Source organism: Bradyrhizobium sp. CIAT3101, assembly GCF_029714945.1.
Classification (GTDB): Bacteria; Pseudomonadota; Alphaproteobacteria; order Rhizobiales; family Xanthobacteraceae; genus Bradyrhizobium.
The window spans coordinates 1,658,483-1,672,537 of the sequence record NZ_CP121634.1; the positions used below are offsets into that span (position 1 = coordinate 1,658,483).

Here is a 14,055-nt window from a genome sequence, read left to right on the forward strand (position 1 = left end):
GCGAAAGGGACGCCTCATCCGCTGCTCGATAGGCTGGCTAGTTTGGCAGCGAGCTCGTTGCTGCTGAAGGGCTTGACCATCCGCGGAAGATCCGGCGCAACGCCCTCGCTTTCGGCGTAGCCCGACATCAATAGCACCTTCGTCCCAGGCAGTTCGGAACGAACCAACCGGGCCAGATCTGTGCCGTTCATTCCTGTCATGAGATGATCGGTGATAAGCAGCTGGGGCTTGACGCCGCCGCCGATCAGCCGGATTGCCTCTTCCGCCGAGCCGGCTTCAAGAACCGCGTATCCGAGATCTGTGAGCATGTCCGCGGCCGCTGCGCGCACCAGGGGCTCGTCATCGACGAGAAGTGCAATGCCAAAAGTCCCTCCGGTTTGCGCAGAGGCCGCTTGCTGATTCTCCGACCCTACAGGCTCGTCGGTCGAAGGGAGCCAGATTTCAATATTCGTACCAATCCCTGGGCGGCTTTGAATGGTCAGAGCGCCGCCTAGCTGCAATGCCAGGCCGTGAGCCATCGATAGAGCGAGGCCCGTACCTTTTCCGATGCCCTTAGTTGAGAAGAATGCCTCGATGGCCCGGGCCTTCACAGACTCGTCCATGCCGATGCCGCTGTCCGCCACCGACAGCCTGACGTAACGCCCGGGCTTCAAGTTCGCGCGGTGTCCCAAGTCGATGTCTTGGGTGTCCGCAGTGATGCGCAACGAACCGCCATCGGGCATGGCGTCACGCGCATTGACTGCGAGATTGAGAAGAGCCATTTCGAGCTGATTTTCATCGACCTTTGCGGTTGGCAAGTCCTGCTCGATCTCGACCGAAACCTTGACCTGCGGACCGGACGTACTCGCGATCAGGTCGCCCATCCCGCGAATGAGGTCGCCCACCTGGGTCGCTCGGGCTTGGAGCGGTTGCCGCCGCGCGAATGCGAGCAGCCGCTGCACAAGCGTCTTGGCCCTATCCGCGGACTGCATCGCTCCGGTTATCAATCGCTGCTCGCGATCCCCGCCTACGCCTCTGCGCTGCAAGGCATCTAGGGCGCCAACGATCGGCGTCAACAAATTGTTGAAGTCGTGGGCGACGCCACCGGTAAGCTGGCCCATCGCTTCCATCTCCTGTCCCTGACGGAGTTGCTCCTCCGCCTTTGCCAGCCGCTCCTGCTCCCGGATGCGCTCGGTGACATCGTAGACGAACTGATAGGCGCCGATCCGATCCCCTTTACCGTTCCGGAGGGTGTTGTACTTCATTTCGTAGTGGCGGCGTTCGCGACCGCGGTCGCCGAACTCGCGGATGTCCGTGAATTCCTCACCGGACAACGCGCGGGCCCAGACCGCGCGAACGGCTTCGCGCTCGGCGGGCAAGTGCTCCAAAAGATCGAGCATGCGCTGGCCGGTCTGCGGACGAACCCCGAAAATCTTCTCGAATTCGTCCGCGGCGGCCTTGTTGATGGCAAGCCAGCGGAAATCGAGGTCGACGACCTGGACGAAGGCGTCCGTCCCTTCGACGATGTCCGCCAAAACCTTCCTTTCCTCCAAAACTTCCGAGATGCGGCGCTCCAACGTCTCGTTCAGCTCTTTTAGCTTTGCTTCGTCCGCCTTACGGGTAGTGATGTCGATGGCGGTGCCGGTCACCCGGACGCAGCGGTCCCGGGCATCGAACACACCTCGCCCTTTCGCAGCGACCCAGCGAACACGACCGTCTTCCTTGCCGACGGTTCGATACTCGACGTCATAGAGGGCTCGCTTGTCGGGATCTGCCGCGGCTGCGTAAGCTGCGCTGACGAACTCCCGGTCCTCGGGATGAAGGCCCGAGTAGAAGTCCAGCATTGACACGGCTACGTCCGGCGAGATGCCGAACATTGCCTTGACCAACGGCGGCCAGTGCAGGACTTGATTGACCTCGTCAACGTCCCAGAAGCCAACGTCCGCGTTGGCCGTAGCCAGGCGCAGCCGTTCCTCGTTCTCCCGCAAGGCTATGTTCATCGCCTGCAGTGCCTCGTCGGCACGGCGACGTTCGGCCTCTGCTTCCTCTCTCTGCGTGATATCGACATTAACGCCGATCATCCCAAGGAATTCACCTGAAGGCCCAAGACGCGGATGGGCTACGGTTTCCAGCACCCGGTATGTTCCCGAAGCGCTGCGGTATCGCCCTTTCAGCTCGACTGGAGTCCGTCTCGCGATTGCGGCCCCGACCTGTTCGCCGACGGCCGCGGCGTCGTCGGGATGTATCGTCGACGACCAGTTGAAGTCGGAAATCGCTGCTTCCTCCACGCCCCAGAAGCTACGCAGCAGCCGATTGAGGTGGAGGCAATTGCCCGCGGAATCGCTTATCCAGATCATGACCGGAGCGTGCTCCGACATGAGCCGGAAGCGCATCTCGGACTCCTTCAGTTGCGCTTCGGTCATTATCCTGTCGACTGCCAAGCTAAGCTGGCGTGCAATCGTGCTCGCTAGTCGGGTCTCGCGCTCGCTGAATTGGTGCGGGCAACGATAATAGGTCATGAACTTGCCGAAGACGTGTCCGTTGGCGAGGAGCGGAATGAAGGCAAGGCCACGAATTCCTTCTGCCTCGATCACCTTCTTCAAGGCATCAGGTTCGTTCGTATCCCGAATGTCGGTGACAAAGATCGGTACCGCGACGGTCGTCTCTGGCGTCCACGGCGAGTGGCCGTCCACGGCTTTGCGGTATTCCTCACTGATGCCCTTCCATGCGACGAAGCGCATGACGGAAGTCGAATCGAACAGAAGAATCGATGCGCGCTCGCATTCAAGCGCTACGGTAATCGCCTCTAGCAGGCTGTTGAAGAAGTAGCCAATCGGCGGGCGATAAAGGGAATGTCGTCGCCGCCGTCGAGGCATATCTCACCTTCAAGCGAGCCATCGGCGAGCTGTTCTGCCCAGCCACGGCCTCTTGCGGGCTCCATCTCGTCGCTGCCGTCCCATGTGAACTCGACGGCATCGCCTTCGCAACGGCCATGTATTGCCCCCGTGAGGCAATCCAGGGCGAACTCGCCGCCTTCGTTTGTGAACAGAAGGTAAGAGCCCGACCCAGCCATGTCGTGATCGGGCGTTTCCACGACACGCCATTTGCCCCGTACGCTCATAGCTGCACCGCCAGCAGCTTGGGCAGGCGGATCAGATTGTAGGCCGCAAGCGCCAACGTAAAGACGGCGTCCACGCGCTCGCGCCCCCGCAGCTTTACCTTGGCCAGACCGGCGGAGCTCTTGATCCACCCGAACACCTCCTCAATCCGCTTGCGGCAGCGTTGGCTGACCTCGTAGCCGGCGTGGCGGGTGGTGCGGGCGTCGACCGCCGTCTTGCGCGGGATTCCGGTCTTGCTGAGGTGTCCGTCGATCGCGATATGCGGCGTCACCGATCGTTCTCTCAAGTCGTGCACGAACTGCGTAACGTCATAGGCCTTGTCCGCGCCGAGCGTGATCCGCCGGCCGCTACGATGGCGACTATCAATCAACGCCAGCGCCGTCTCTCGTTCGGCAGTGCCGGTCGCCTGGCTGACGATGCCGCCCACCGCCAGGCCATGGCGGTTCTCCATCAGAGCATGCCCCATGTAGCAGAGCTTGGCCGGCTGACCGTCGCCCTTCTTGTACAGCCGAGCCTCCGGGTCGGTCGTGCTTTAGTGCGTCTCGTTTGAACGCTTCTCCTTGTGGAAGCTGCGCTCAGCGTTGCGTCCCGGACCCTCACGGTCGTTGTCGTCTCCATCCTTTCTGCGGAAGCTCTTGATCGAAGCCCACGCCTCGATCACCGTGCCGTCCACCGAGAAGTGATCGCTCGACAATAGCCGCTTCACTTTCGGCTGAGCCATTACCGCCGAAAGGAACTTAACGGCGATCTCACCCTCTAACAGCCGGTCGCGATTCTTGGAGAAGGTCGAGTGATCCCACACCTGATCGTCCACGCCCAGACCGACAAACCAGCGGAATAACAGGTCGAACTCCAGCCGCTCCATCAATTGTCGTTCCGAGCGGATGCCGTAGAAAGCCTGCAACAACATCGCCCGAAGCAGCCTCTCCGGCGCAATCGAGGGCCGGCCAAAGTCCGTGTAAAGCCCTGCAAATGCCTTCGATAGATCGTCCAGCGCGGCGTTCACAATCTCCCGGATCATCCGTAGGGGATGATCCCGGCGAACCCGCGCTTCAAGGTCCACGTAACTGAACAGCGATCCAGACCGCTCGTCCGATCCCCGCATCCTGGCCTCCCGATTCAATCATCGAGAGAATCACGTCCAATTCCATCCCGCCAGAGACTTCTTCAACAGCCTGCTAGCGCCGCCTCGTACACCTCTTCGGCGGATTTCGCGGCCTGAAATCGCTCGGACAGGTGAAAGAGTGTTTCGAGCTCCCGGATCGTCCGCGATAGAGATTCCGAGACGCTCTTGCGTTCACTTATGTCCCGGCAAAACGATGCTCCGCCCACGATCGAACCATTCTCATCGCGCAGCGGAGCGACCGTAATCTCCACGGGGAGGGCTCGGCCATCCTTGCCCACCCTGACGGTTTCGAACGGGCCAAAGGATTCGCCGACGCTCACGCGATTGATCATGTTCTCGGCCGCTGAGCGCTCCGCTTGCGTGACCAGGTCAAGTAGAGAACGACCGGCGATTTCCGAACTCTCGAACCCCAACAGGCGTTCTGCCGCTGGATTCCACTGCGTGATGATGCCGTCGGTGCGCGCAACACCAGATCGCGTCGTGGGACCCGGCCAAGATCGCCGAAAGCGCCACCGGTCCTGGCTCATCCGCCGCGTGGACATAGGATTTCCGTTTGACTGCGGAAACTGGCCTATCTGCTCCACTAGACATCATTCGACCCCCCCTGGCGGCCGCCTTGGGCAGAAAGCGGCTCTCGGATATCTTCAGCTTGTGCCCCGGAGAACAACCTCGTCTAACGACAAGGATCTGCGTTGGTTCCTATCGAGCCCGCCAATGCTGAACTGCGGCTGCTCAATGGACGCTTTATGCTTTCGCGACTTGCATGGCTGGGGAAAATCAGTTTCCGTCAAGTAATGCAAACCGGTCCCGGTCATTCCCAGAGTAAAGGCACCTTTCCCCCCGGAGGGGGCGAATTGGCCGACCTTATGCGCTCGCTTGACTGGTCCACGACGAGCCTCGGCCCGATCGCCGGTTGGCCTCCGCACCTGAAGGCGGCTGTCACCCTCATGCTGCCCGCCCAGGCACAGATCGTGCTGTTCTGGGGCGCGGAGTTCGTGGCCCTGTATAACGACGCGTATGCCCTCACCATAGGCGAGAAGCACCCAAAGGCGCTTGGACGACCGGCTCGGGAGAGCTGGTCTGAACTATGGGATGATTTGGAGCCCCTCCTTCGGCGCGTCCTGGAGACGGGCGAGACTGTATCCGCCAAGGATCGTCCCTTCTACATCGAGCGACATGGCTATCCGGAGAATGTCTATTTCGACATCTCCTACTCTCCGGTCCGAAGCGACACGGGTGAAATCGACGGCGTCCTGTGCATCGTGAGCGAGACGACGGAACGGGTTGTCGCACAAGCCGAGCTGGCCCGGGCGCAAGAACGACTAACCTTGGCCCTCAGTGCCTCTGGGATGGTGGGTACCTTCGATTGGCACGTACAGTCTGACACCTTCTATTCCGACGCCCGCTTTGCGGAAATGTTCTCGGTCGATCCCGACAAGGGCGAGAAGGGCGCCCCGCTGGCAGAGTATCTTGCCGGGATCTATCCGGAGGACGTTGACCGGATCGCCCGAGCAGTCGATCGCGCCGTGACTACCCGGGAACGGTACGTCCAGGAATACCGGGTGAAGAAGGGTGGAGACATCCGCTGGGTCGAGGCCCGCGGCGAGTGCCTTTATGACAAGGACGGCAAACCCGATCGCTTCGTCGGCGTGGTGGTGGATGTGACCAGCCAGAAAAACGCGCAGGAGCGACAACGGCTCCTTGCACGCGAAGCCGATCACCGAGTGAAGAACATTTTCGCGAATTTTCACTCCTTGATCAGTTTGAGCGCTCGATCTTCGCGCACCCCTCAGGAGATGGCTCGAGCACTTCGTGGCCGCATGGACGCGCTGTTGCGAGCGAAGGATCTCGTCCGACCGGGAATCATGGGTACGGAGCACGAAAGTGAGCGCACGACAGTGGACGCGCTGGTGCGCACCGTCCTGCAGCCCTATGAAGATGGCTCGCATGGCCGCATTGTCCTGCGCGGGCCGGACGTTCCGGTCGGGGCCAAGTCGGTGACTGGCCTCGCCCTTGCGCTGCACGAGACTGCGACTAACGCCGTGAAGTACGGCGCGCTCTCCCAGCCGAACGGGTCGATTCATGTCACGTGGGACGCCGACCAGGATGATTTTCATCTTGAATGGGATGAAGCCGGGGGCCCTGTCATTGAAGCAAAGCCGCAGGCTAAAGGTTTCGGCACGATACTTACCGAGCGAAGTGTAGCTTCCGAGCTTGGCGGCAAAATCGAGCAGGGAAGCAGGAAGCTGGCCATGGGCGAGACCGCCGCACCGCAACGTCGCTTATGAACCGGGATCTACCGCTCCGCCAACGGGATCCTGCTGCAAGCGGGGGGCGCCGAGCTCGAACGTGACGGTGTGCTGCTCGCCCGAGCCGGATCCCCGCTCCTCCGAGCCCCTCGAATTCGACTGAGATTGACACCCGAATGGGCAAAGCCAGTGGTACACAGCGGTGGTCACCAATTCCGACCGAGCTTTCTAGAAATCCTTGTTTTTCGGCGGTTTTCGCGCGTACGGCGCTATGGGGAAGGAAGTCCCACTCTCTCCGCCACGCTTCGCTACAACTCACCCGCGTAAGCCGCTCGCCGCCAAGATGGCGGGGAAGTGATCTCGCCAGATCGAACAACAGGCAACGTCCCGCTGCCGGCGGGCGGTGGGACCGTTGCAGCATTACTCCTACGCGGTGGCAGCTTGCGAAGTGGGCTTTCCATACGCGCCGCTGGGTTCGCGACCCGGCGAACAGCAAGCTGAAAGCCGCCTAGGTAGATCACACCGAGCGCGAATACCGCGGTTCAGAGACTCCGAAATCGAACCTGCCGTCGCTGCTTGGGGGTTAGCGCACTCGCCATCGTTCTTACGCGTCATCTGCTCAATTCGTTCGGAATAGCGAAATTCGCCGCGAACGATTGTTCTCCCAACTACCGACAAAAATACCGACAACACGCACGGCTGGAGCGAATTTTTACGCGTGTTTTCAATGGCCGTTGAGAATTCTCCCGAAAATCTGGAATCGAACCATCATTGTAAGCTATTGTTATTGTTGATGTTTTCGTCTTGGTGCCCCTGGCCGGAATCGAACCAGCACTCCTTGCGGAACTCGATTTTGAGTCGAGCGCGTCTACCAGTTCCGCCACAGGGGCCCTCGGTCGGGTCCCGGAAGGAGCCTCACGAAGCCGGCGGACTATAGCCATGGAGAAACCGGGGTCAACCCGCGCCAAAGTGATCCCGGGCGTTCTCGACAGGGGCCTGGGCCGGGGTTAGAGGCTAGTAGCGTTTTCGAGCGAAGTGGATACCGGTTCGCCTCAGGAAAGCGCGTCAAAATGAGAATCTAGCGCCACGCCCCATCCGAAAGAGGCCGCCGTGACGACCCAGAGTGCCGCAATGCCCGCATTTCGACCGGCCGCGAGCGCGCCTGCGCTGACCGGCTCGCTGGCCGTCACCCTGATCGCCGCGGCGACGATTGCGGGCGCCTGGTTCTTCCAGCTCGTCCTCGAGATCCTGCCCTGTCCGCTCTGCCTCGAGCAGCGCTACGCCTATTACCTTCTGATCCCGGTCGGTGCGCTCACGGCCGTTGCGGCGCGGAGCTGCGCGCCGCGGCCGCTGCTGCTGGCCGGGCTCGCAATCCTCGCGCTGGCGGCGCTCGCCAATGCCGGCCTCGGCACCTATCACTCGGGCGTCGAATGGGGGTTCTGGAAGGGCCCGACCGATTGCAGCGGCCCGGTCGTCAATCTCGGCAGCGCCGGCGATCTGCTGTCGCGGCTCGACACCGTCAAGGTGGTGCGCTGCGACGAGGTGCAATGGCGCTTCCTCGGCCTCTCGCTCGCCGGCTACAACGTGCTGATCTCGCTGTTGATGGCCGCGATTGCCGCCTGGGGCTTTGTGCGGACGGCGAAGCGAGCATGATCCGGAAAAGCGTGCGGCGGTTTTCCGAACAGATCATGCTCAGATAACAACCTAGATTGCGCTCTCGCCTTCGTGCTGGAAGCCGAGATAGCTGGCCGCTACCCGCTCGTTCGCCGCGATGTCGCTGGCCTTGCCGCTGAGGACGAACTCGCCGAGCTCCATCACATAGGCCTGGTCGGCGATCTTCAGCGCGGCCTGTGCGTTCTGCTCGACCAGCAGCACGGACACGCCGCTGGCGCGCAGCTCGGTGATGATGCGGAAAATGTCGGCGACGATGATCGGCGCGAGGCCGAGGCTCGGCTCGTCCAGCATCAGGAGTTTCGGCGCGCCCATCAGCGCGCGGCCCATGGCGAGCATCTGCTGCTCGCCGCCGGAGAGCGTGCCGGCGAACTGCTTGCGCCGCTCCTTCAGCCGCGGAAACAGCGCGTAGACCTGCTCCATCGAGGCCTTCGCCTTGCTGCGCTCGATGCGGAAAGCGCCGAGTTCGAGATTGTCCTCGACATTCATGGTCACGAACAATTCGCGGTGCTCAGGGACCAGGCCGAGCCCCATCGCGACGCGATCGTCGATGTCGAGCCGGGCAAGGTCCTGGCCGGCAAAGGCGACGCGGCCCTTCAACGGCAGGATGCCCATGATGGCCGACAGCAGCGTGGTCTTGCCGGCGCCGTTGGCGCCGACGATGGTGACGATCTGGTTCTCGCCGACTTCGAGCCCAACCGAGCGCACGGCCTCGACCTTGCCATAGGCGACATGTGCATCGGTGACGGACAACAGCGCGCTCATGCCGCCACTCCGAGATAGGCCTTGATCACTTCGGGATTGGTCTTGATCGTGGCGGGCGTGCCTTCCGCGATCTTGGTGCCGAAATCCAGCACCACGATGCGATCGGCGAGATTCATCACAAAGCCCATGTCGTGCTCGACCAGCAGCACGCTCATGCCGCCGTCGCGCAGATCGCGCAGCAACTTCGCGAGCTGCTGCTTCTCCATGTGGCGCAGGCCGGCCGCGGGCTCGTCGAGCAGCAGCAGCATCGGATCGACACAGAGCGCGCGGGCGATCTCGACGATGCGCTGCTGGCCGAGCGAGAGCGATCCGGCGAGCTGGTGCATCTGGTCGGCAAGGCCGACGCGCTCGATCTGGCGGGCGGCTTCCGCGAGCAGTTTTGCTTCATCGGCGCGGTCGAGACGCAGCATCGAGGCGAGCGGCCCGGAATGGCCGCGCAGATGCGCGCCGATCGCGACATTTTCCAGCACGGTCATGTCGGGGACCAGCTTGACGTGCTGGAAGGTGCGGGAGATGCCGAGCTTGACGATCTCCTGCGGCGGCGCGCGATCCACTTTCTTGCCGAGCACCGAGATCGAGCCGGACGTTACCGACAGCACGCCGGTGATCAGGTTGAAGGTGGTGCTCTTGCCGGCGCCGTTGGGACCGATCAGCGCGACGATCTCGCGGGCTTGGACGTCGAAGGAGACGTTGTTGACCGCGACCACGCCGCCGAACTGCTTGCGCGCCTTCTCGACCTGGAGCAGCACGCCGGACTGGCCGGGTGCGCGGGAGCGCGCCTCGAGCTTCAGCGAGGTGTCCGGCTTCCTGCCGCCGGTGCGCTCGGGCAGGAACGACATCAGCCAGGGCCAGACGCCGCCGGGCGCGAGCTGCAGCAGCGCCACCAGCATGATGCCGAACACGATGGTCTCGACCTGGCCGGAGCCGGGCAGGATCATCGGCAGGTAGCTCTGCAGCGCCTCTTTCAGGATCACGACGATCGCAGCCCCCAGCACGCCGCCCCAGACGTAACCGGCGCCGCCGACCACCGCGATGAAGAGATATTCGATGCCGGCCTGCGCGCCGAACGGCGTCGGGTTCACCGCGCGCTGGAGATGGGCGTAGAGCCAGCCGGAGAGGCCGGCGAGCACGGCGGCGTGGATGAACACCAGGAGCTTGGCGCGCGGCGTGTGCACGCCGAACGCTTCGGCCGCGACATGGCCGCGCCGCAGCGCGCGGATGGCGCGGCCGGTGCGGGAGTCCAGCAGGTTCATCGTGAGCACGGCGGAGAGGATGACCGCGACCCAGATCGCAAAGTAGATCGAGCCGGGATCGAGCATCCTGAACGAGCCGATCGACAGCGGCGGGATCGCCGAGATGCCGTCGTTGCGCCCGAGGAATTCGAGCTTGCTGAAGAGGTAGAACAGGCCGAGCCCCCAGGCCAGCGTGCCGAGCGGCAGGTAATGGCCGGAGAGGCGGACCGTGACCAGGCCGAGCAGCACCGCGAGCGATCCGCTGACCACGAGCGATAGCGGCAGGGTCAGCCAGGGCGACAGGCCGTAAGCCGTCGTCAGCAGCGCGGTGGTGTAGGCGCCGAAGCCGACGAAGGCGGCCTGTCCGAACGAGGTGAGGCCGCCGACGCCTGTGAGCAGCACGAGGCCCATCGCGACCAGCGCGGCAAGGCCGATATTGTCGAGCAGCACGATCCAGAACGGCGGCATGCCCGGGATGAACGGGATCGCTGCCATCACGAGTGCGAAGATGAGGATGGGAAGCCGGCTCTGCATCTCAGCCTCAGTCCTTCTCTTCTTCGACGGCAGGTGCTGCGAGCGAGCGCAACAGCAGCACGGGGATCAGGAGCATGAACACGATCACCTCCTTGTAGTTGGAGGCATAGAAGGACGAGAACGCCTCGACGATGCCGACGAACAGAGCCGCGACCGCCGTGAGGGGATAGCTGACGAGGCCGCCGATGATCGCGGCGACGAAGCCCTTCAGGCCGATCAGGAAGCCCGAGTCGTAGTAGAGCGTCGTGATCGGGACGATCATGATGCCCGACAGCGCGCCGATGACGGAGGCCAGCAGGAAGGCGATCTGCCCCGACAGCGTGGTGCGGATGCCGGCGAGCCGGGCGCCCAGCCGGTTGACGGCGGTGGCACGCAACGCCTTGCCGTAAAGCGTCAGCCCGAAGAACAGCCAGAGACCGACGATGAAGGCGATGGTGATGCCGTAGACCGTGAGGCTCTGGCCGGTGAAGCGCAGCGAGCCCGCGGTGAAGGCACCGGAGAGCACGGCCGGTCCGCGCTGGCCCTCGGCGCCGAAGAACAGCAGGCCGAGCCCCTGAAGCGCCAGATGCACGCCGACCGAGGCGATCAGCAGCACCAGCACCGAGGTGTGGGCCAGCGGCTGGAACGCGATGCGGTAGAGATAAAGGCCGATCATGGCCACGATCACCAGCGACAGCGCGATGCAGACCGCGACCGGCGGCTTCTGGGCGGCGAAGGTGATCGTCAGCGCCAGCACGATCGCCGGCAGCACGACGTTGGCGAGGACGCTGCGGACGATCAGCCGGCCATGCAGTGCCTTGCGGGCTACGAACAGGTCGAAGGCGCAGGCGCCGATGCCCAGGGCCAAGGCAAGCTTGGCCGTGCCCGGCATCTGGCCCGAGGCCAGCGAGGCATAGGTCAGCGCGCCATAGGTGACGAATTCGCCCTGGGGGATGAGGATGACGCGGGTGACGGCGAACACCAGCACCAGCGCCAGGCCGAGCAGCGCATAGATCGCGCCATTGGTAATGCCGTCCTGCAGCAGGAACAGCATGATGGTGGTGTTCAAGACCGGACGCTCCCCCTTAACGATCCGGACCGGCCTCCGTGGTTGCGGTGGATGGTCCGTTCACAGCCATTGAAATACGCTGACGATATTTGATATGGTCCATAACAATTATCAAATATAATCTCAAGGGCGGCGAACGACCCGTCCCGAATTTAGCGGGATTGCGAGCATGAGGCGATGACCGTTTCGAAATCCGCTGAAAAGTCTGCCGAAAAGGCGCCCGACGCGACCAAGGGCCGCAAGGATGCCGCCGAAGGCCTGCCCGAAGCCCTCCAGCTCGGCGAGCTCTCGGAGCAGCTCGGCTACGTGCTCAAGCGCGCCCAGCTCAAGGTATTCGAGAACTTTTTGCGCTGCATGGCCTCGCTCCAGCTGACGCCGGCGCAGTTCTCGGTGCTGCTGCTGGTGGAGAAGAACCCGGGCCGTAACCAGACCGAGATCGCCTCCACCCTCGGCATTCTCCGGCCGAATTTCGTCGCCATGCTCGATAATCTCGAGAGCCGCGACCTCTGCGCGCGGATCCGCTCCACCAACGACCGCCGCTCGCACATCCTGGTTTTGACCGACAAGGGCAAGGCGGTCCTGACGCGCGCCAAGAAGCTCGTCGCCACCAAGCACGAGTCGCGGCTCAACGAGCTGCTGGGGCAGGCCAACCGCGAAGCCCTGCTCGGGATGCTGTCGAAGATCGCGAACGAGTTTTGACTCTTACCCTCCCCTGGAGGGGTCCGAGACGAGCATAGCTCGCTCGTGGGTCGATCGCGCGAAGCGCGAGCGGGGTGGGGTGATCTCTCCACTCGGGCGCTGTTGGATGCGGAGAGACCGTCACCCCACCCCGTCTCGCATCTCGCTGTGCTCGATTGCGAGCCGACCCTCCCCCTCCAGGGGAGGGTAAGCGCGACCTCAATCCACCAAAATCACGCGGATGTCGTTCACGTTGGTCAGCGTGGGGCCGGGCTGCAACAAATCCCCAGTCGCCTCGAAGAACGTCGTCGCATCATTGTTGTCCAGATACGCCTGCGGCTGAAGCGCCAGCGCCTTCATCTTCGCAAACGTCGCTGCATCGATCAGCGCGCCGGCGGGATCGGTGGGGTGGCCGGCGCCGCCGTCGGCGCCGTCGGTGTCACCAGCGAGTGCCGAGATGTCGGGTGTGTCTTTCAACAGCGAAGCCAGCGCCAGCGCATATTCCTGGTTGGGGCCGCCGCGCCCCTGGCCGCGCACGGTCACCGTGAGCTCGCCGCCGGAGAGGATCGCGACGCGCTTGCCTTGCGCGCGGGCGGCAAGCGCCAGCCTGGCGTGATCGGCCGCGACGTCGCGTGCCTCGCCCTCGAGATCGGCGCCGAGATCGATGGTCTCATAGCCGGCGTCTTTCGCGCGCTTCACCGCGGCGTCGAGCGATTGCTTGGGACGCGCGATCAGCTCGAAATGCGCGCGCGCAAAGGCGGCATCGCCGGGCTTGGCACTTTCATTGGCGGGATCGTCGAGCGCGCGGCGCACGGCATCGTCGATGGTGAGCTTGTACTTCGCGACGATCGCGCGCGCATCCGCCAGCGTGGTCGGATCGGGTACGGTCGGGCCGGAGGCGATCGCGGACGGATCATCATGCGGCACGTCGGAGATCGCGAGCGTCACAATCTCGGCGGCGTTCCGGCCCGCGCGCGCCAGTCGCCCGCCCTTGATGCGCGAGAGATGTTTGCGCACGATATTCATCTCGCCGATCGGCGCGCCCGAGCGCAGCAGCGCCTTGTTGACCGCCTGCTTCTGGGCAAAACTGATGCCGTCAACCGGCGCGATCCAGTTCGCCGAGCCGCCGCCGGTGAGCAGCACCAGCAGCAGATCGTCAGGGCCGGCCTCGCCCGCGAGCGCGAGCGTGTCGGCGGCGCCCTTGAGGCCGGCCTCGTCCGGGACGGGATGGCCGGCCTCGACGACGCGGATGCGACGCGTCGGCACGCCATAGCCATGGCGCGTGGTGGCGATGCCGACGAGCCGCTCCGGCGCGAGCTTGAGCGTGTCGAGATAATGCCGCTCGGCAGCCGCGGCCATCGCGGCCGCGCCCTTGCCGGCGGCGAGGCAGATCACGCGCCCCTTGGGTGCGGGGCGCAGATGCGGCGCCAGGATCGTGTTGGGATGGGCGGCGGCAACAGCGGCATCGTAGAGCGCGCGGAGCAGGGGGCGTCGGTCGGTCATGACGAGGGCCTTCAGCAAACTCGTGAGCAGACTAGAGCTGTGGCGAGAACGTCGCCATGCCCCTGCCTAGCGCATCGGGCGCCAAAGGGTAAGCAGGCTTTACCATCATTCGATTGTGCAATCGCGTGATCATAATCGGCGCACAGCAAAA

Annotated in this window: 10 protein-coding genes, 1 tRNA gene and 1 pseudogene; 3 read left to right on the top strand and 9 right to left on the bottom strand. The window is 63.6% G+C overall.

Features of this window, described 5'->3' with window-relative positions:
• Positions 1–14 precede the first annotated feature (14 nt).
• From QA645_RS07705 to QA645_RS07720, 4 genes and pseudogenes are all read right to left on the bottom strand, one after another.
• Positions 15–2,855: a PAS domain S-box protein gene (locus QA645_RS07705; protein ID WP_283049344.1), complete on the bottom strand. Its 2,841-nt coding sequence runs from the start codon at positions 2,853–2,855 to the stop codon at positions 15–17.
• Positions 2,786–3,100 (bottom strand): hypothetical protein, encoded by a 315-nt coding sequence (locus QA645_RS07710; RefSeq protein WP_283049346.1) that lies wholly within the window; start codon positions 3,098–3,100, stop codon positions 2,786–2,788. Before QA645_RS07710 ends, QA645_RS07705 begins: the two co-directional genes overlap by 70 nt.
• Positions 3,097–4,203, bottom strand: a pseudogene (locus tag QA645_RS07715) (IS5 family transposase). The gene QA645_RS07710 and the pseudogene QA645_RS07715 overlap by 4 nt, the downstream one beginning before the upstream one ends.
• A 62-nt stretch (positions 4,204–4,265) precedes the next feature.
• Entirely contained in the window at positions 4,266–4,766 is a 501-nt protein-coding gene (locus QA645_RS07720) for a PAS domain-containing protein (RefSeq protein ID WP_283049348.1), read from the bottom strand.
• A 150-nt stretch (positions 4,767–4,916) separates the two neighbouring features.
• Here QA645_RS07720 and QA645_RS07725 point away from each other — a divergent pair, with 150 nt between their 5' ends.
• Positions 4,917–6,512 (top strand): PAS domain-containing protein, encoded by a 1,596-nt coding sequence (locus QA645_RS07725; protein ID WP_283049350.1) that lies wholly within the window; start codon positions 4,917–4,919, stop codon positions 6,510–6,512.
• A 766-nt stretch (positions 6,513–7,278) separates the two neighbouring features.
• On the opposite strand, the gene QA645_RS07730 is transcribed toward QA645_RS07725, so the two are convergent.
• Positions 7,279–7,363 (bottom strand) — tRNA-Leu (locus QA645_RS07730).
• A 220-nt stretch (positions 7,364–7,583) separates the two neighbouring features.
• On the opposite strand from QA645_RS07730, the gene QA645_RS07735 reads away from it, so the two are divergent.
• A complete protein-coding gene (locus tag QA645_RS07735; protein WP_283049352.1) occupies positions 7,584–8,126 on the top strand; it encodes a disulfide bond formation protein B in 543 nt (180 codons plus the stop codon).
• Positions 8,127–8,177: 51 nt separating this feature from the next.
• On the opposite strand, the gene QA645_RS07740 is transcribed toward QA645_RS07735, so the two are convergent.
• Genes QA645_RS07740 through QA645_RS07750 form a run of 3 tightly spaced genes read right to left on the bottom strand, consistent with a single transcriptional unit; the run spans position 8,178 to position 11,723 of the window.
• Positions 8,178–8,909 carry an ABC transporter ATP-binding protein gene (locus QA645_RS07740; RefSeq protein ID WP_283049354.1) on the bottom strand — a complete coding sequence of 244 codons (732 nt, stop codon included), beginning with the start codon at positions 8,907–8,909 and terminating at the stop codon, positions 8,178–8,180.
• A complete protein-coding gene (locus QA645_RS07745; protein WP_283049355.1) occupies positions 8,906–10,675 on the bottom strand; it encodes a branched-chain amino acid ABC transporter ATP-binding protein/permease in 1,770 nt (589 codons plus the stop codon). The genes QA645_RS07740 and QA645_RS07745 overlap by 4 nt, the downstream gene beginning before the upstream one ends.
• Before the next feature lie 7 nt (positions 10,676–10,682).
• Positions 10,683–11,723, bottom strand: a complete 1,041-nt coding sequence (locus tag QA645_RS07750; protein WP_254134091.1) for a branched-chain amino acid ABC transporter permease — start codon at positions 11,721–11,723, stop codon at positions 10,683–10,685.
• A 177-nt stretch (positions 11,724–11,900) separates the two neighbouring features.
• Between QA645_RS07750 and QA645_RS07755 the strand changes: the two genes are divergently transcribed.
• On the top strand, positions 11,901–12,422 hold the full coding sequence (locus tag QA645_RS07755) for a MarR family transcriptional regulator (protein ID WP_283049358.1): 522 nt from the start codon (positions 11,901–11,903) through the stop codon (positions 12,420–12,422).
• A 198-nt stretch (positions 12,423–12,620) separates the two neighbouring features.
• Here the strand turns inward: QA645_RS07755 and QA645_RS07760 are convergent, their stop codons facing one another.
• Positions 12,621–13,904, bottom strand: a complete 1,284-nt coding sequence (locus QA645_RS07760) for a glycerate kinase (RefSeq protein ID WP_283049360.1) — start codon at positions 13,902–13,904, stop codon at positions 12,621–12,623.
• Between the last annotated feature and the right edge of the window lie 151 nt (positions 13,905–14,055).